The 17,315-nt window shown below is 48.1% G+C and carries 26 protein-coding genes and 1 pseudogene; 2 read left to right on the top strand and 25 right to left on the bottom strand.

Going from position 1 to position 17,315, the window contains the following annotated elements; genetic code table 11:
• Positions 1–230: 230 nt before the first annotated feature.
• Complete coding sequence (locus NK662_RS21750) at positions 231–449, bottom strand: hypothetical protein (protein WP_254761077.1); 219 nt, start codon at positions 447–449, stop codon at positions 231–233.
• A gap of 175 nt (positions 450–624) precedes the next feature.
• On the opposite strand from NK662_RS21750, the gene pdaB reads away from it, so the two are divergent.
• Positions 625–1,389: a polysaccharide deacetylase family sporulation protein PdaB gene (gene pdaB / locus NK662_RS21745; protein WP_254761076.1), complete on the top strand. Its 765-nt coding sequence runs from the start codon at positions 625–627 to the stop codon at positions 1,387–1,389.
• Positions 1,390–1,407: 18 nt separating this feature from the next.
• Here pdaB and NK662_RS21740 read toward each other — a convergent pair whose 3' ends face one another.
• Positions 1,408–1,998 (bottom strand): KinB-signaling pathway activation protein, encoded by a 591-nt coding sequence (locus tag NK662_RS21740; protein ID WP_254761075.1) that lies wholly within the window; start codon positions 1,996–1,998, stop codon positions 1,408–1,410.
• A 137-nt stretch (positions 1,999–2,135) separates the two neighbouring features.
• Here NK662_RS21740 and gerD point away from each other — a divergent pair.
• Positions 2,136–2,681, top strand: a pseudogene (gene gerD / locus NK662_RS21735) (spore germination lipoprotein GerD); the annotation flags it as partial.
• Between the two features lie 47 nt (positions 2,682–2,728).
• Here the strand turns inward: gerD and salA are convergent.
• From salA to rplF, 23 genes are all read right to left on the bottom strand, one after another.
• Entirely contained in the window at positions 2,729–3,781 is a 1,053-nt protein-coding gene (gene salA / locus NK662_RS21730) for an iron-sulfur carrier protein/transcriptional regulator SalA (RefSeq protein ID WP_254761074.1), read from the bottom strand.
• A 76-nt stretch (positions 3,782–3,857) separates the two neighbouring features.
• The gene (gene cwlD / locus NK662_RS21725) at positions 3,858–4,571 is read right to left on the bottom strand and encodes an N-acetylmuramoyl-L-alanine amidase CwlD (RefSeq protein ID WP_254761073.1); all 714 of its coding nucleotides are present in this window, start codon (positions 4,569–4,571) and stop codon (positions 3,858–3,860) included.
• 100 nt (positions 4,572–4,671) lie between these two features.
• The gene (locus tag NK662_RS21720; RefSeq protein WP_254761081.1) at positions 4,672–5,112 is read right to left on the bottom strand and encodes a DUF2521 family protein; all 441 of its coding nucleotides are present in this window, start codon (positions 5,110–5,112) and stop codon (positions 4,672–4,674) included.
• A gap of 182 nt (positions 5,113–5,294) precedes the next feature.
• Complete coding sequence (gene rpsI, locus NK662_RS21715) at positions 5,295–5,687, bottom strand: 30S ribosomal protein S9 (RefSeq protein WP_254761072.1); 393 nt, start codon at positions 5,685–5,687, stop codon at positions 5,295–5,297.
• Positions 5,688–5,707: 20 nt separating this feature from the next.
• A complete protein-coding gene (gene rplM, locus NK662_RS21710; RefSeq protein WP_254761071.1) occupies positions 5,708–6,145 on the bottom strand; it encodes a 50S ribosomal protein L13 in 438 nt (145 codons plus the stop codon).
• A gap of 150 nt (positions 6,146–6,295) precedes the next feature.
• Positions 6,296–7,039: a tRNA pseudouridine(38-40) synthase TruA gene (gene truA / locus NK662_RS21705; RefSeq protein ID WP_254761070.1), complete on the bottom strand. Its 744-nt coding sequence runs from the start codon at positions 7,037–7,039 to the stop codon at positions 6,296–6,298.
• A gap of 1 nt (position 7,040) precedes the next feature.
• Positions 7,041–7,847, bottom strand: a complete 807-nt coding sequence (locus NK662_RS21700; protein ID WP_254761069.1) for an energy-coupling factor transporter transmembrane component T family protein — start codon at positions 7,845–7,847, stop codon at positions 7,041–7,043.
• Positions 7,847–8,713 (bottom strand): energy-coupling factor ABC transporter ATP-binding protein, encoded by an 867-nt coding sequence (locus NK662_RS21695; protein WP_254761068.1) that lies wholly within the window; start codon positions 8,711–8,713, stop codon positions 7,847–7,849. The genes NK662_RS21700 and NK662_RS21695 overlap by 1 nt, the downstream gene beginning before the upstream one ends.
• The gene (locus NK662_RS21690) at positions 8,689–9,468 is read right to left on the bottom strand and encodes an energy-coupling factor ABC transporter ATP-binding protein (RefSeq protein ID WP_254761080.1); all 780 of its coding nucleotides are present in this window, start codon (positions 9,466–9,468) and stop codon (positions 8,689–8,691) included. Before NK662_RS21690 ends, NK662_RS21695 begins: the two co-directional genes overlap by 25 nt.
• A 166-nt stretch (positions 9,469–9,634) precedes the next feature.
• Positions 9,635–9,997: a 50S ribosomal protein L17 gene (gene rplQ / locus NK662_RS21685; RefSeq protein WP_254761067.1), complete on the bottom strand. Its 363-nt coding sequence runs from the start codon at positions 9,995–9,997 to the stop codon at positions 9,635–9,637.
• 48 nt (positions 9,998–10,045) lie between these two features.
• A complete protein-coding gene (locus NK662_RS21680) occupies positions 10,046–10,990 on the bottom strand; it encodes a DNA-directed RNA polymerase subunit alpha (protein WP_254761066.1) in 945 nt (314 codons plus the stop codon).
• 177 nt (positions 10,991–11,167) lie between these two features.
• A complete protein-coding gene (gene rpsK / locus NK662_RS21675) occupies positions 11,168–11,560 on the bottom strand; it encodes a 30S ribosomal protein S11 (protein WP_254761065.1) in 393 nt (130 codons plus the stop codon).
• 25 nt (positions 11,561–11,585) lie between these two features.
• The gene (gene rpsM, locus NK662_RS21670) at positions 11,586–11,951 is read right to left on the bottom strand and encodes a 30S ribosomal protein S13 (RefSeq protein WP_254761064.1); all 366 of its coding nucleotides are present in this window, start codon (positions 11,949–11,951) and stop codon (positions 11,586–11,588) included.
• Between the two features lie 19 nt (positions 11,952–11,970).
• Positions 11,971–12,084 carry a 50S ribosomal protein L36 gene (gene rpmJ, locus NK662_RS21665; protein ID WP_000868344.1) on the bottom strand — a complete coding sequence of 38 codons (114 nt, stop codon included), beginning with the start codon at positions 12,082–12,084 and terminating at the stop codon, positions 11,971–11,973.
• 35 nt (positions 12,085–12,119) lie between these two features.
• Entirely contained in the window at positions 12,120–12,338 is a 219-nt protein-coding gene (infA, locus tag NK662_RS21660; RefSeq protein ID WP_254761063.1) for a translation initiation factor IF-1, read from the bottom strand.
• 66 nt (positions 12,339–12,404) lie between these two features.
• Positions 12,405–13,151 (bottom strand): type I methionyl aminopeptidase, encoded by a 747-nt coding sequence (gene map, locus NK662_RS21655; protein WP_254761062.1) that lies wholly within the window; start codon positions 13,149–13,151, stop codon positions 12,405–12,407.
• On the bottom strand, positions 13,151–13,801 hold the full coding sequence (locus NK662_RS21650) for an adenylate kinase (protein WP_254761061.1): 651 nt from the start codon (positions 13,799–13,801) through the stop codon (positions 13,151–13,153). Before NK662_RS21650 ends, map begins: the two co-directional genes overlap by 1 nt.
• A gap of 53 nt (positions 13,802–13,854) precedes the next feature.
• Positions 13,855–15,153 carry a preprotein translocase subunit SecY gene (gene secY / locus NK662_RS21645; protein ID WP_254761060.1) on the bottom strand — a complete coding sequence of 433 codons (1,299 nt, stop codon included), beginning with the start codon at positions 15,151–15,153 and terminating at the stop codon, positions 13,855–13,857.
• Positions 15,153–15,593: a 50S ribosomal protein L15 gene (gene rplO, locus NK662_RS21640; RefSeq protein WP_254761059.1), complete on the bottom strand. Its 441-nt coding sequence runs from the start codon at positions 15,591–15,593 to the stop codon at positions 15,153–15,155. The genes secY and rplO overlap by 1 nt, the downstream gene beginning before the upstream one ends.
• Positions 15,594–15,627: 34 nt before the next feature.
• Positions 15,628–15,810 (bottom strand): 50S ribosomal protein L30, encoded by a 183-nt coding sequence (rpmD, locus tag NK662_RS21635; RefSeq protein ID WP_254761058.1) that lies wholly within the window; start codon positions 15,808–15,810, stop codon positions 15,628–15,630.
• Between the two features lie 19 nt (positions 15,811–15,829).
• Entirely contained in the window at positions 15,830–16,330 is a 501-nt protein-coding gene (rpsE, locus tag NK662_RS21630; protein WP_254761057.1) for a 30S ribosomal protein S5, read from the bottom strand.
• 21 nt (positions 16,331–16,351) lie between these two features.
• Positions 16,352–16,714: a 50S ribosomal protein L18 gene (gene rplR / locus NK662_RS21625; protein WP_254761056.1), complete on the bottom strand. Its 363-nt coding sequence runs from the start codon at positions 16,712–16,714 to the stop codon at positions 16,352–16,354.
• Between the two features lie 34 nt (positions 16,715–16,748).
• Positions 16,749–17,288 (bottom strand): 50S ribosomal protein L6, encoded by a 540-nt coding sequence (rplF, locus tag NK662_RS21620; RefSeq protein WP_254761055.1) that lies wholly within the window; start codon positions 17,286–17,288, stop codon positions 16,749–16,751.
• Between the last annotated feature and the right edge of the window lie 27 nt (positions 17,289–17,315).

Raw genomic sequence — 17,315 nt, 5'->3', positions numbered from 1 at the left:
TCCATAAAAGTGTTTGTCTAGCTTCAAAAAATAAATGTTGACGTTTTGTGTTTTGTTCAGTTTTCAAAGAGCTTGTCTGTCGCTCGTTCAGCGACTTTCTCATAATACCATTTCATGAATATAATGTCAACACTTTGTTTCGTATTATATTCAAGCTGTATTTTGTTGCGCTGTTCATCAGCGACGAATATTAATTTAACACAAGCCATCTATGTATGTCAATAAAGTTTTTACTTACTTGCTTTCTTCCAAACATAACGGGAGCATTCATTTGGTGAAGCAATTCGGGTAAACAGCTTGAACAATGTTTTGTACCGCTCCTCCATGGAACGCTTCACAAGCTGATCAATACGATGATCATCAAAGTCGAACAAAATCTCATCCATTTCTCTTTTCAGCAGATACTCCAGTTCCTTTATTTCCTGTTGATTCACAAGCAGCCCCAGCATATATGCACCTCATAGAATAGATTTACTCTCATTATTTCCCATTCCAGCCTTTTTATGAATAATTTTATGTACCGACCACACCGGAAACCAAACACCAAAAACCATCGAGGTATGTTTCGCTTCTTTTCTGCATATATGTAACTGAAAAGGAATGGACAAGAGGAGAGGAGTGGCTATGTTTTTCTTCTTTGTAACAAGCAAAAGCAAGCTGAGACAAGTGATCTTGATTGCCCTATTGTCTCTGTTCACAGCCTGGTTTCTGTTTATTGAAACATATTCGCAGCAATCGGTATTCTCCACCGTCACCGGCCCAAAAGCTATTTATAAAGGTGACTCATCCCGAAAGCAGGTTTCCTTGACGTTCGATATCAGCTGGGGGGATGCACAGGCTGTACCCATTTTGGACACGCTGAAAAAGAATGGGGTCCGCAATGCCACCTTCTTCTTATCAGCAGCATGGGCGGAGCGTCACCCTGATATTGTAGAGCGTATTAAAACGGATGGCCATGAAATTGGAAGTATGGGTTATAACTACAAGGACTATACAACATTAGAGTCTGTCGAGGTGCGCCGGGATATGCTGAAGGCGCAGGAGGTCTTCACAAAGCTGGGAATCAAACAGGTTCAGCTGCTTCGGCCGCCGAGCGGCAGCTTCAATAAGACCGTACTGAAAATTGCTGATTCCTTCGGCTACACAGTGGTGCATTGGAGCAACAATTCCGAGGATTGGAAGAACCCCGGCATTTCCAAAATTGTCACCGATGTAAGCTCCAACCTGCATAACGGTGACATCATTCTGCTGCACGCCTCTGATTCGGCGCTGCAAACCAATAAGGCCCTGCCGCTTCTGCTTCAAAAGCTGAAAGGAGAGGGCTACACGAATGCTTCTGTGTCCGAGCTCATTTCGAATACAAAAGCAAACAGCAAGGGAATACGATAAAAGCTGATCCGCACGGGATCAGCTTTTCTTTTGCACAAGGCGGTGCAGAATCAAGATTTGATAAGCATTGCAAAGCAAAAGCGGCACAATCATCAGATACAACCATTCAATACTGTCTGTGCGCAATGCCGGCATCCACTCCGCAATGGTTACCACCACCATGAAGAAAAGCGCCGGGATAAATGCTTGTTGATTTGTTTCCTTGCTCTTGACATAAGCTACAGCCAATCCCGCCACCAAAAGAAAGGCGGCAATCACTATATTCATGCCGACAGACTCTGTCTCTGCCTTTCCAATGATTGAACGAAGATATACGAAATCAAACAGTACAAACAGAACCAGCAGCACCTGCACCATGTTCCATAGAGAGGCTGAACGAAACATACCCAGCCCGAATCGGTGAACGGTCAGATATGCAAAGAATCCCATCTGGCTCAATACACTGAACAAAAGTCCTGTTAACAACAAAGCTGCTGCGTTCCAAAGAAGCTCTGTCGCGCCAAAGCCCTGAAATTGCTTCCACCGGAACAGGAAGCCAAACAATACGGTACTTACTCCGCCCAACACCAAAGTTGACAAAAACAAATGTACCCATTTACGGCTGGTCAACGTGAAATCCCCCACTATTCTGTATATTCTTTCTAAATTGTAGCAATGCCAAATTTAAAAAGCTAGTCAGGAAGCGCATAATCTTTTCCAAAATATTTATATTAAGAAAGAGAAACTTGTGAAAGGGGCTCCGGTATATGAAACGGATTCCGTTCGTACTGCTGTCATTTCTACTCCTTTTGGCGGCGGCTGCCTGCGCGCAGGAAAAGACAACAAGCGCACAGCCGGATTATGATCAAACAAAGAAAATGGTCGTTGATATCCTGAAGACGGACCAAGGTAAAAAGGCGATCATGGATGTCTTGGCAGATGAGAAAATGAAGCAAGCACTGGTGATGGACGAAGCGCTCGTCAGAAAAACCATTGAGGAAGTTATTGTATCTGATAAGGGACAAGCCTTCTGGGAAAAGTCATTTAAGGATCCGCAGTTTGCCGCAGCCTACGCAAAAAGCATGCAGAAGCAGCAGGCTGATCTTATGAAGTCCCTTATGAAGGATCCGCAATTCCAGGCCGGCGTTATTGATATTATGAAGAACCCGGATGTTGCCAAGCTTATGACAGATGTCATGAAGAGCAAGGATTACCGGGCGTATTTGCAGCAAGTGGTGAGCGAAACAGCTGAAAGCCCATTGTTCCAGGCAAAAATGATTGACGTCATCAGCAAAGCTGTTGAGAAAGCTCAAGCCACTAAAAAATAAACCTCTTCCTAAGAAGAGGTTTATTTTTGTATTCAGCCTTCAATTGCTTGAATGACTTTCCCGGCAATCTCATTATAGATTTGGCCGACTCTGTGTTCAGCATCATATACGGATGGAGCAAAGTCGCGGTCGTCCCACTTCGGCTGCTGCAGCGGAATCTGTCCCAGCAGCTTCGTCTGCAGATCATCCGCAAGCTTCTGTCCGCCCCCATGGCCGAACACATACTCCTTTTCGCCTGTTACCTTGCTTTCAAAGTAGGACATGTTCTCGACAACGCCGAGGATTTCATGCTCTGTGCGGATTGCCATCGCCCCGGCACGCGCTGCTACGAAAGCTGCTGTCGGATGCGGTGTTGTTACGATGATTTCCTTGCAGGACGGCAGAAGCCCATGAATGTCCAATGCCACATCTCCTGTGCCCGGAGGCAGGTCCAGCACGAGATAATCCAGCTCTCCCCACTCCACCTCAGAGAAGAACTGATTCAGCATTTTGCCGAGCATCGGGCCGCGCCAGATGACCGGTGCATTGTCTTCCACAAAGAAGCCCATGGAAATGACTTTGACGCCAAAGCGGTCCACCGGAACGATGCGCTCGTTGCGGACTACCGGACGCGTAGTAATACCCATCATGTCAGGTACACTGAAGCCATAGATATCGGCATCCAGAATGCCCACCTTTTTGCCCAAACGCGCCAGAGCGACAGCCAGGTTGACGGAGACCGTAGACTTGCCGACACCGCCCTTGCCGCTGGCTACTGCCAGGAATACTGTTTTGGATCCAGGGGACAGCAGTGTCTGCACTTCCTTTTGCGGAGCGACATGCTTCGCGAGCTCCTCCGGCTCCAGCTCTGTAAAGCGCAGCCCCACTGTTGCCGCTCCCAGCTCCTTCACCAGCTTTACGATTGTACCCTGCAGCTGCATCTGTTCGCCTGTTCCTGTCTTTGCCAATGCGATTTTAATGCTCACGTGAGCCTTTTCCGGCTTCACACTCACTTCTTTGATGGCATTTGTCTCTTTCAGTGTTTTATGTAAAAGCGGATCTGTCAGCTGCTCAAGCGCTTCCACGATTTGTTCTCTTGTAATCATATTCAGTCACCTACCTGTTAGTTAGAATCAATACACTCCTATTAGTATAGCACAGAACACAAAAAATCCTCCGCATTTAGTCCGGAGGATTCCCCTTTTCTGTGAAGTAGCGCAGTGCTCCACGGTATATAGCAGCCGCCACCTTCTTTTGATATTCTTCGGAGTTTAATAAGTAGCGTTCATTGACATTTGAGAGAAAGCCAGCCTCCACCAAAACCCCGGGCACCTTTGAATGCTTCAGCAGATAGACATGGTTGATGGTCTTGGCCAGACGGTGTGTATTTTCCAGACTCGTCCGCAGCTCCGCCTGCACAAATTTGGCCGCCCGCTCATTCTCCACCAGAGAGCGGTAGTAGAAGGTCTGCGCCCCCTTGGAATCGCTGATTGGAATGGCATTCAAGTGAATGCTGATAAAGAGGTCTGCTTTCGAATTGTTAATCAGCTCCACCCGTTCTTTTAAATCCTGTGCTTTCCTGCGGCTATAGCTTTTTGTATCTTCTTCAGCCAGATCTTCATCTTTAATTCTTGTCATAATGACAAGCGCCCCCTGCTCCTGCAGATAATCCCGCAGGTGCTTGGCAATTTCCAGGTTAATATCCTTCTCCACAATATCCTCTCCGCCGACCGCGCCTCCATCAGGTCCGCCATGTCCGGCATCCAGCACAATAATCTTGCCTGACAGCGGCAGGTTCCATGCCCTCCATGACTTGGATAAGTTAAACTCATACCTGACCAGAACGATTAAAATCACGGCCGCCAGCACAAAGGAAATCAGCTTGATCCGCCTCATGTCATCTCCCCTTCGGCCCGTCCTCTACTTAAGATATATGGGACAAGTGGAGGGAATATGAGCGAAAAAGAAAACTTCCCCCAGCCGGGGGAAGCATATGTTAATGAAGCCGCAGCCGATAACGGCGCTCTCCTTTTTCGTAGCCCTCTGTCCACCAGGAAGTGATGAAGCTTTGACAGAGCTCATATAATTGATGCCGCTGCTCCTCTTCCATCTCGGCAATCGGGACATTCTGCATGAAATGGAACAGCAATTCCGTTAAGTCCTGCTCTTCATGACAAGCACGGTCCCGCACCTGCATCAGCGGCTCGCCATAGTAGCCGAATTTGCTGTAGCGGGCACCCAGCAGATAAGATTCAATAGCTAATTCAATACAATATTCCTCACAGTGCCGGCTGAACAGCACACTGTCCGTATAATTTTCAAAGCACTGCTGTATATGTTTGCGGAGCGCTGTCAGTGAAATTTCCTTCAGCATTCTCCGTTCGTATTTCAACTGCTTTTCGCGTCGTTTGTCCTTGAAGGTAGTGATAACATTCATCAATGAGAAACCCTCCCTACTAGCTAGTCTGAGCGTCCGGAAAGGGAACATGCGGCTTAAAATATTCCAAAGCGGCATGAAAAAGACCCTGGAATAAGATGAGGGCCGTTGTTTGATGATATGCAAAACGAAATAAAAAGACTCCCGGGCCAACATGGCCGGGAGTCTCCTGATCGCCAAGATTAACGCTTGGAGAACTGAGGTGCGCGACGAGCGCCTTTGAGACCGTATTTCTTACGCTCTTTCATACGTGCATCACGAGTCAGAAGACCTGCACGCTTCAGAGTCAGACGGTACTCAGGATCAGCTTTCAGCAATGCTCTTGCGATACCGTGACGGATTGCACCAGCTTGGCCAGTGTAGCCGCCGCCGTTTACATTTACAAGAACATCGTAGCCGCCCAAAGTTTCAGTTGCAACAAGAGGTTGCTTTACAACTTCACGCAATGCTGCGAATGGAATGTAGTTTTCAAACTCACGACCGTTGATGATTACGCGGCCTTCGCCTGGAACGAGGCGCACGCGCGCTACTGAACTCTTACGACGTCCAGTGCCATAGTATTGAACCTGTGCCAAATTAAACCCTCCTTAGTAGATTATCCGCGAAGTTCGTAAACTTCTGGTTGTTGTGCTTGGTGTGGATGCTGAGCGCCAGCATACACTTTCAGCTTCTTGATCGTTTGACGGCCAAGGCTGTTCTTTGGAAGCATGCCTTTAACTGCAAGCTCGATCATTTGAACTGGGTAGTTTGTACGCATTTCCAAAGCAGTACGCTGCTTCAGACCGCCTGGATGTTGGCTGTGACGGTAGTAGATTTTATCGTTCAGCTTGTTGCCTGTTAATTGAATCTTCTCAGCGTTGATGATGATTACGTGATCACCAGTGTCAACGTGTGGTGTAAAAGTCGGTTTGTTCTTACCGCGTAAAATAGCAGCAACTTCGCTAGCAAGGCGACCTAGAGTCTGGCCTTCCGCGTCGACAACGTACCATTTACGCTCAACTTCAGTAGCTTTTGCCATAAAAGTCGTACGCATGTGTTTCCCTCCTGCTTAATATAAATAGTTCGCATTTCATTGTTTATCTCTAACACGATAGTTTTCGGGGCTATTCGTGGTTTTAGAAACAATACCATATGTTATGATATCTTGTTGGCAATCCAATGTCAAGCACATGTTACACCAGGATTAGTTGTTATAGTTTACCTGCCATAGATATAGACCGTGGCCTGGTGCAGTATCACCGGAACGGCTGCGATCCCGCTGCTCCAGTATGCTTGGAAGCTCATCCGGTTTAATCTTGCCCCGTCCCACCTCAAGCAGAGTGCCGGTCAGAATGCGGACCATATTATATAGGAAACCATTTCCTACAAAGCGAAGCACAAGCTTGTCCGCCTCCTCCACAATCTCAAGCTCGTAGATGGTGCGAACCTTATCCTCCACTTCTGAACGCGCCGAACAGAACGCGGTAAAGTCATGTGTCCCCACCAAATGGCCGGCTGCCTTCTGCATGGCCGGCAAATCCAATGGAAGCGGATAATAGTAGGCGTAGTGCCGCTGAAACACGTTTCGCTGTGGTGTACGCAGAATATGATAGCGGTACTCCTTGCTCACTACGTCAAAACGGGAGTGGAAATTCGGCTCCACCTTTTCCGCATGCTTCACCACAATGTCAGGCGGCAGCTTGGCATTCAAGGCTGTCGGCCAGCGCTCCGGCGGAATATTGAGCGGAGAATCAAAATGGATGACCTGCCCCTCAGCATGCACAGAAGCGTCTGTCCGGCCTGATCCATGGATGCGTACAGCTTCACCCTTATGCATGGCCTTCAGCACCTTCTCGATCTCCTCCTGCACCGTACGCTGGTCCTGCTGTACCTGATAGCCGGCAAAGCCTGTTCCATCATAGGAAATGACACATTTCCAACGCTGCATATTACTCACCTCCCCATGAACGAACCAAGAGTAAGAGCACTGTTACAATGAGCAGGCTCAGGCAGGCAAGCGTATCAGGCAGGCGCCACTGCAGCAGCCGGAATTTCGTCCGCCCCTCCCCGCCCTGATAGCCTCTCGCTTCCATTGCCACCGCCAGGTCCTCGGCCCGCTTGAAAGCGCCGATGAACAGAGGCACCAGCAGGGACACAATAGCCCGCAGACGCTCTTTAATGGGACCTTCCGCAAAATCAATGCCGCGTGAGGCTTGTGCCTTCATGATCTTCTCTGTCTCCTCCATAAGGGTGGGAATGAAACGGAGAGAAATGCTCATCATCAGTGCGATTTCATGGACAGGCAAGCCGATCCGCTTGAAGGGATGCAGCAAATACTCCAGTCCGTCTGTAATCTCAATGGGTGTTGTCGTAAGTGTTAGAAGTGTCGTCATAAAGATGATGACAATAAACCGGAGGGAGATATACACCCCTTGCTTGATCCCTTCCTCATATACGGTAACCGGCCCCAGCTCAAACAGCAGCGTACCGCCCTTTGTCGCCAGGATGTGCAGCAGGAACGTGAAGAGAAAGATCCATAGAATCGGCTTCAGGCCGTTGATGATATAACGGACCGGCACGCCTGATGTGAGCACGGGGAACAGAATGTACAGACAAAGCACCCCATACGAAAGCGCATTGTTTGCCAGAAACACAACAAACACATATAGAAAGATAATGGACAGCTTGGCCCGCGGATCCATCCTGTGAATCAGTGAATCGCCCGGAATATAGCGCCCGACAATGAGCTGTTGCATTACTTTACCCCTCCCTTACTCCACCATTCAGCAAGCCGGACAGACAGGTCTTCGAGTGTCAGCGGAGCGCCAAAGAGTGAAATGCCTTGCTGCTCAAGCTCCCGCTTATACTGCAGCGGAATCGGCAAAGCAACTCCGATGCTTTCCAACGCTTCAGCGTGCTGAAACACCTCTTCCGGCTTCCCTTGGAGATAGACAGTCCCTTTATGCATGACAGTGATCTCATCCGCATACTTGGCGGCATCCTCCATGTTGTGGGTCACCAGAATGACAGTAAGACCTTTTTCGCGGTGCAGCCGCTGAAACATGTCCATCAGGTCCTGCTGCCCCTTTGGGTCCAGCCCGGCAGTCGGTTCATCCAGCACCAGCACCTCAGGCTCCATGGCCAATACACCTGCAATGGCCACCCGCCGCATTTGTCCGCCGCTCAGTTCAAAGGGAGAACGCTCCAGCAATTCCTCCGGCAGGCCAACCAGCTGCAGCATCTCTTTTGCCTTCTGCTTCGCGGTGTCCTCGGACACCCCAAAGTTCTGCGGCCCAAAGCAAATGTCCTTTTCCACCGTCTCTTCAAACAGCTGATGCTCCGGAAACTGAAAGACAAGCCCCACCCGTTTCCGGACCGCCTTCAGCTGCTTTGCTTTCTGATTTGCGATCATCACCTGCTCCCCAAGCTGCACACGGCCGGCAGTCGGCCGCAGCAGCCCGTTCAGATGCTGAATAATTGTGGATTTTCCTGAGCCTGTATGGCCGATGATGGCATAATACTTGCCGGTTTGAAATGACAGGTTGACATCATGAATCGCCAAGCGCTCAAACGGCGTGTTGCGCTGGTAGCGATGCTCTACTTCTTGGAATGTAATATCCACAGCTCTTTCACCAGGCTTTCCATAGTTAAATGCATATGCTGAAGCGGAATATGCTTTCTTTTCAAGTCATGGGTAAGCTTCACGGAAAACGGTACATCCAGTCCGATCCCTGTCAGTTCATCCATGTGTTCAAAAATCTCTGCAGGTGTCCCCTCACGTAAAATTGAGCCCTGGTTCAGAACAATAATACGGTCGGATTGTGCAGCTTCCTCCAAATCATGTGTGATGGAGAGCACCGTAAGCCCTTTTTGCTGCACCAGCTCCTGCACCGTCCGCAGCACCTCCAGGCGTCCCTTAGGGTCGAGCATGGAGGTTGCCTCATCCAAGATGAGAAGCGATGGCTCCAGCGCCAAGGCGCCTGCAATCGCCACACGCTGCTTTTGGCCGCCGGACAGGGAGTGCGGCTCCTGCAGCTCATACTCCTTCATCCCTACGAGCTCCAGCACGTACTGCAGACGCTCCCGCATCCTTTCCCGCGGCATGCCAATGTTCTCCATGCCAAATACAATATCATCCCGCACGGTCGTGCCTACGAACTGATTATCCGGATTCTGAAAGACCATCCCAATCCGTTTGCGGACATCCCAAACAGTCTGCTCTGAAAGGACAAGCCCATCCACCATAATTGTGCCTTCCTTTGGCAGCAGCAGCCCGTTCAGCAGCCGGGCCAGCGTGGACTTGCCGGAGCCGTTCTGTCCGATGATGGATACCCATTCCCCTTCCCGCACAGCAAACGAAACATCCCGCAATGCCATTGCGGCAGACTGAGGATACTGAAAACTGATTCCATGTACCTGCAGCTTCAATCCTCGACACCCTCTCCCATTATTTCCGGAGAAATAACCCCAATCGACAAATTCTCCGCATACAAAAAAAGGGCCGTGACGAGTTGCTAAGCACTGTCCTGCCCTTTTGCTGTCATTATACTAATTCAATGATTACCATTGGTGCGCCGTCACCGCGACGTGGACCAATTTTAGCGATACGAGTGTATCCGCCTTGGCGTTCTGCATAACGTGGCGCGATGTCAGCAAAAAGCTTTTGAAGAGCATCTTGACCAGTTTCTGCATTTGCAACTTCGTTACGTACGTAAGAAGCTGCCTGACGACGAGCGTGAAGATCGCCGCGCTTTCCTAAAGTAATCATTTTCTCAACTACGGAACGAAGCTCCTTCGCACGTGTTTCAGTAGTCTGGATGCGCTCGTTGATGATCAAATCAGTTGTGAGGTCGCGCAGCATTGCTTTGCGTTGTGCACTTGTGCGGCCTAGCTTTCTGTATGCCATTCGTAGTTCCCTCCTTTGTTAGTAGTCTCGTAACAAAACAAAGAAACCTTAGTCATCTTTGCGTAAGCCTAAACCGAGTTCCTCGAGCTTATGCTTTACTTCTTCTAAGGATTTACGTCCCAAGTTACGAACCTTCATCATGTCTTCTTCTGTTTTATTCGCAAGTTCTTGTACCGTATTGATACCGGCACGCTTCAGGCAGTTGTAAGAACGAACGGAAAGATCCAGCTCCTCGATCGTCATCTCCAGAACCTTTTCCTTCTGATCTTCTTCCTTCTCCACCATGATCTCAGCATTCTGCGCTTCATCAGTCAAGCCGACAAAGATGTTCAAATGCTCAGTCAGGATTTTCGCACCTAAAGAGATTGCTTCTTTTGGTCCGATGCTGCCATCTGTCCATACGTCAAGCGTCAGCTTGTCGTAGTTTGTTACCTGTCCGACACGCGTATTTTCCACTTGGTACGTTACGCGGGACACCGGAGTGTAAATAGAGTCAATAGGAATCACACCTATTGGTTGATCCTCTCTTTTGTTCGCATCAGCGGGCGTATAGCCACGGCCGCGCTTGGCAGTCAGGCGTACACGGAAATGTGCATCCTTCGCCAGCGTTGCAATATGAAGGTCTGGGTTCAGAATCTCCACGTCGCTGTCGTGAGTAATATCCGCAGCTGTTACGACACCCTCGCCCGTAACATCAATTTCGAGCGTCTTATCTTCGTCTGAATAAATCTTCAGGGCCAATTTCTTTATGTTTAAGATAATCGTTGTGACATCCTCCACAACGCCCTCGATCGTAGAAAACTCGTGTAGTACACCATCAATCTGGATAGATGTTACAGCGGCACCAGGGAGTGAGGATAATAGGATACGACGTAAGGAGTTACCCAAAGTAGTACCATACCCACGCTCAAGCGGTTCAATGACGAATTTGCCATACTTGGCATCCTCGTTAATTTCAACCGTTTCGATTTTTGGTTTTTCAATCTCGATCATTATAAACCCTCCTTCAAAACGTCGAAACCCCGGCTAGACAAAAAATTGTCTAACCGAAAGTCCCCCTTAGGCAGTTCCCGATTGTGCACAACAACAAGCAGTATTTCTGTAAGGATTTTTCAAAAAAATTGTATCATATCCCATTATAGACAATGTTGAAAAATCTATACAGAAAAGTTACACACGGCGACGTTTTGGCGGACGGCATCCATTATGAGGAACTGGAGTAACGTCACGGATTGCAGTTACTTCCAGGCCTGCAGCTTGAAGCGCACGAATTGCAGCTTCACGGCCAGAACCAGGACCCTTTACAGTTACCTCTAAAGTTTTCAAGCCATGCTCCATAGATACCTTTGCAGCTGTTTCAGCGGCCATTTGAGCTGCAAATGGAGTGGACTTACGAGAACCCTTGAAACCAAGTGCACCAGCGCTGGACCAAGAGATCGCGTTACCATGAGTGTCAGTGATCGTTACGATTGTGTTGTTGAAAGTAGAGCGGATGTGTGCCACACCAGACTCAATATTCTTTCTTACACGTTTCTTACGAGTATTAGTTTTGCGTGCTGCCATTGTTCGTTCAACCTCCTTTACTTAATTATTTCTTCTTGTTCGCTACAGTACGACGAGGACCTTTACGTGTACGAGCGTTGTTCTTAGTGTTTTGGCCACGAACTGGTAGGCCACGGCGGTGACGAAGACCACGGTAAGAACCAATTTCCATCAGACGCTTGATGTTCAGGGAAACTTCACGGCGAAGATCGCCTTCAACCTTCAGACGGTCGATGATATCACGGATTTTACCAAGTTCTTCTTCTGTCAGATCGCGAACACGAGTATCTTCAGAAACACCAGCTTCTGCAAGAACCTTCTCAGCTGTTGGACGACCAATACCAAATACGTATGTCAAAGAAATAACGACGCGCTTGTCACGCGGAATATCTACACCTGCGATACGTGCCATTAATGGACACCTCCTTCAATTAACCTTGTTTTTGCTTATGCTTAGGGTTTTCACAGATAACCATTACTTTTCCTCTTCTGCGAATAACTTTACATTTTTCGCAAATCGGCTTTACGGATGGTCTTACTTTCATCTCTCTAACCTCCTTAAAGATTACGGAGTGCTATTTTATTTGAAACGGTATGTGATCCGGCCGCGGTTCAAGTCATACGGAGATAATTCTACCGTAACTTTGTCTCCAGGTAAAATACGAATGAAGTTCATGCGGATTTTACCAGAAACGTGTGCCAGCACAACGTGGCCATTCTCTAATTCTACTTTAAACATCGCGTTCGGCAGCGTCTCCACTACCGTGCCTTCCACTTCGATTACATCGTCTTTAGCCATTGCTTGTTCTCCCTTCTTCAAATCAGTGACTGCTTTGACTGCTCTGAAATTCCGGAGAGTTGCTGCTTACAGGGTTGTCAGGATCTCGTATCCTGTTTCTGTAATGGCAATTGTATGCTCGAAATGGGCACACCACTTGCCATCCACAGTCACCACTGTCCAGTCATCAGAGAGCGTTTTGACATAACGTTTGCCAGCGTTCACCATTGGTTCTATGCAAAGCACCATGCCCGGCTTCAGCCTCGGACCTTTATTCGGCGGGCCATAGTGCGGAATCTGCGGGTCTTCATGTAAGTTTTGCCCGATTCCATGACCGACATACTCCCTTACAATTGAAAAGCCGTTTTCTTCCACGTATACCTGGATGGCATGCGAGATGTTAGATAACCGTTCTCCCGCTTTCGCTTGCTCTAGGCCAAGGTACAACGATTTCTCTGTGACATCAAGCAGCTGCTGAACAGATTCTGAGATTGTACCGACTGGATACGTCCATGCCGAATCTCCATGATACCCGTTATATTTCGCACCGATATCAATACTGATGATGTCGCCTTCCTTGAGCCTGCGTTTGCCTGGAATTCCGTGGACAAGCTCGTCGTTCACCGAAGCGCAAATGCTTCCTGGAAAACCGTTGTATCCTTTGAAGGAGGGGGCAGCCCCATGCTTCCGGATGGTTCTCTCTGCGATTTCGTCGAGTTCCTTGGTTGTAATTCCGGGGACAACATGCTTTTTCAACTCTTGGTGAGTCAAAGCCACAATTCTCCCTGCCTCACGCATAATCTCAATTTCACGAGGCGTCTTGCAAATGATCATTACGCTAAGCCTCCGATGAGGGCGTCGATATCTGCAAATACTGCATCCATCTCCTGCTCGCCGTCAATGCTGCGCAGGTAGCCGAGCTCTTCATAGAAGTGCAGCAACGGTTCAGATTGCTTAATGTTCACTTCCAGGCGAGTTGCCACTGTTGCTTCATTGTCGTCAGAGCGCTGATACAGTTCCCCGCCACACTTATCGCACACACCTTCTGTCGCAGGCGGATTGAAAATCAGGTGGTAGGTTGCGCCGCAATCCTTGCAGATGCGACGGCCTGTCAGTCTCTTCAGCAGTAATGATGGATCTACTTGGATATTCACCACATAATCAATCTTCTTATTCAGACTGCCTGTGATGTCCTCCAAAGCAGATGCTTGTGCGACTGTACGCGGGAAGCCGTCCAGCAAGAAGCCCTTCTCGCAGTCAGACTTGCTGAGACGTTCACGAACGATGCCGATCGTGACTTCATCCGGCACGAGCTCGCCTTTATCCATGAAAGACTTGGCTTGCAGGCCTAATGCGGTTCCTTCTTTAATAGCAGCGCGGAACATGTCACCTGTCGAGATATGAGGGATGTTATACTTTGCTATAATTCTTTCAGCCTGAGTGCCTTTGCCGGCGCCAGGAAGACCCATCAAAATCAAATTCATCACGATTTCCCCCTATTAAATGAGCATGCGGGGAAGAAGATTCTTCCCTAAGCTCATTGTTTAATAAAGCCTTTATAATGACGCTTTACTAGTTGGCTCTCTAGCTGCTTCATTGTTTCCAATGCCACGCCTACTACGATGAGCAAGCTGGTTCCGCCAATTTGTGCAGATTGCGGAAGATTAGCAATTTGAATGAATAGGACAGGTAGAATGGCAATCACTGCTAAGAATATGGAACCTACAAATGTCAATCGGTATAAGATACTCGTCAAGTACTGTTCCGTGTTTTTGCCAGGGCGAATTCCCGGAACATACCCGCCTTGCTTGTTCAGGTTCTCAGCCATCTGTTCAGGGTTTACTTGAACAAAGGCATAGAAATATGAGAAGGCAACGATCAGTGCAACATAGATAATCATTCCCACGGGATGAGAATAGTTAAAGTTCTTGATAATCCATTGCGATACAGCATGATTCGGGAAGAACTGAGCAATTGTCGGCGGTGTAATCAAGAAAGAAACAGCGAAGATGACTGGAATAACGCCTGCACTGTTCACCTTTAAAGGCAAATGTGTGTTGCGGGACCCAACATAGCCGCCGGTTCCAGAAGCGCGCTTGGCGTACTGGATCGGAATCTTTCTTGTTGCCTGTTGAATATAGATAACACCGATGATTACTGCCAAAATAGCAATGACAATGAGTGCTACCTTTACAATCCGGATGAACAGCTGATCACCCGCATCCTGGAACTGCTGCATGTAAATCTGGTTGATTACATTCGGAATTGCCGCTGTGATACCTGCAAAAATGATGATCGAAATTCCGTTTCCGACACCCTTTGCAGTGATCTGTTCTCCCAGCCACATTAAAAAGGCCGTGCCGGCAGTGAGAACAACAGCAATGTACATGTACGTTGTCCAGCCCGGATTCACAATAAGCTGTCCGCCAGCCAGGTTGTTGAATCCGATCGACATGCCGATTGCTTGAATGAAGGCCAGGACAATTGTAAAGTAGCGGGTAAACTGAGCTAATTTACGGCGGCCCATCTCACCTTGCTTCGACCATTCTGTAAACTTAGGAACAACATCCATCTGCAGAAGCTGCACGATGATGGATGCTGTAATATAAGGCATAATTCCCATCGCGAAGATTGAGAAGTTCTTTAACGCCCCACCGCCGAATGTATTGAGAATCCCCAACACATTCAGTGAATCCTGAGCTTTAAGAACATCCGCGTTGACGTTTGGCACCGGAATAAAGGTTCCGATGCGAAAAACGACCAACATCGCTAAGGTGAAAAGGATTTTATTTCTTATCTCAGCAACGCGCATAAAGTTGGAGATTGAGCGAAACATTAAATCACCTCAGTTTTTCCGCCAGCAGCTTCAATTGCTTCCTTCGCAGTTGAAGAGAATTTATGAGCCTTTACAGTAAGCTTCTTCTCTAACGCACCGTTAGCAAGAATCTTCACGCCGTTGTTCAACTTGCTGATAACGCCAGTTTCAAGAAGAAGTTCTGGTGTTACTTCAGTTCCGTCTTCGAAGCGGTTCAACGCATCCAGGTTTACGATTGCAAACTCTTTACGGTTGATGTTTGTGAAACCGCGCTTAGGCAGACGGCGGAACAATGGAGTTTGACCACCTTCAAAGCCAAGACGAACACCGCCGCCAGAACGGGCGTTTTGTCCTTTATGACCTTTACCAGCAGTTTTACCAGTACCAGAACCGATACCGCGGCCGATACGCTTGCGCTCTTTACGAGAACCTTCAGCAGGTTTTAATTCATGAAGTTTCATTCCGAGGCACCTCCTTAATTAGATTGATCTATCATTAAACTTCTTTAACTGTTACCAGGTGAGAAACTTTGTTGATCATGCCAGTGATTGCAGCATTCTCTTCCTTCACCACTGTTTGGTGAAGCTTTTTCAGACCTAGAGCTTCTACAGTCGCACGTTGATCTTGTGGACGACCGATCAAACTACGAGTGAGGGTGATTTCTAACTTCTTTGTCATGTTCTTTCCCTCCTTCTTATTAGCCTAGCAGCTCTTCTACAGTTTTACCGCGTAGTTTCGCTACATCCTCAGCACGCTTCAGCTGCTTCAAACCGTTCAAAGTAGCACGAATCATGTTGATAGGAGTGTTGGATCCCAGGGATTTGGAAAGGATATCTTGAACACCCGCCAATTCCAATACCGCACGAACTGGTCCGCCCGCGATAACTCCAGTACCTTCAGAAGCCGGCTTCATGAATACTTCACCTGCTCCGAACTGTCCAAGAATCTGGTGTGGAATTGTAGTACCAACTAGAGGTACGTTGATCAGGTTCTTCTTTGCATCTTCAATTGCTTTGCGGATTGCTTCTGGCACTTCTTGAGCTTTACCAGTACCGAATCCTACGTGACCGTTCTTGTCGCCTACTACAACAAGTGCAGCAAAGCGGAAACGACGACCACCCTTAACAACTTTCGCAACACGGTTAACCGTGACTACGCGCTCTTCAAGTTCTAATTTGCTTGGGTCAATGCGACGCATCAGTTTTCCCTCCTTTTACTATTAAAATTGCAGGCCAGCTTCACGAGCAGCTTCTGCCAACGCTTTTACACGACCATGATACAGGTATCCTCCGCGGTCAAATACCACTTCAGAAACGCCTTTCTCAACCGCACGCTTTGCAACCAGCTCGCCAACCTTTTGAGCAGCAGCTACGTTGCCAGCACCATCAAGAGAAAGCTCTTTATCAAGTGTAGATGCACTTGCTAGAGTAACTCCGTTCGCATCATCGATTACTTGAGCGTAGATGTGTTGGTTAGAACGGAACACGTTCAGACGAGGACGCTGAGCAGTACCAGAAAGCTTTGTGCGTACACGTGCATGTCTTTTCTTACGAACCGCATTCTTATCAGCTTTATTGATCATGTTTATGTCACTCCTTTCCTTTTACCTAGCAGGCTTACTTACCTGTTTTACCTTCTTTGCGGCGTACAACTTCGCCTTCGTAACGAATACCTTTGCCCTTGTATGGCTCTGGCGCACGTACAGCGCGGATGTTGGCAGCCAAAGCGCCTACGCGCTCTTTGTCGATGCCTTTAACGATAATCTTTGTGTTAGCTGGAACATCGATTTCGATGCCGGCTTCCGGTGTGATTTCAACTGGATGAGAGTAACCAACGTTCAGCACAAGCTTGTTGCCTTGCTTGGACGCACGGTAACCAACCCCGATCAGCTCAAGGCCGCGTTGGAATCCGTTTGTTACGCCTTCTACCATGTTGCCAAGAAGCGCACGAGTTGTACCGTGCAGAGCGCGGTGCTCCTTCTGGTCAGATGGGCGAGTTACAGTCAGCGTATTTTCCTCAATGTTGATAGTAATATCAGAGTGGAAAGTACGAGTCAATTCACCTTTAGGTCCTTTTACAGTTACTGTGTTGTCATCAGCGATTGTGATTGTAACACCTGCAGGGATTTCAAGAATCTTTTTACCAATACGAGACATTCATTACACCTCCGTTCGTTTAGGAAT

The organism is Ectobacillus ponti, assembly GCF_024294785.1.
In the GTDB taxonomy this organism is placed as follows: Bacteria; Bacillota; Bacilli; order Bacillales; family Bacillaceae_G; genus Ectobacillus; species Ectobacillus ponti.
Note: the sequence above shows the minus strand (reverse complement) of the source record. Positions and strands in the feature narration are given on the sequence as shown.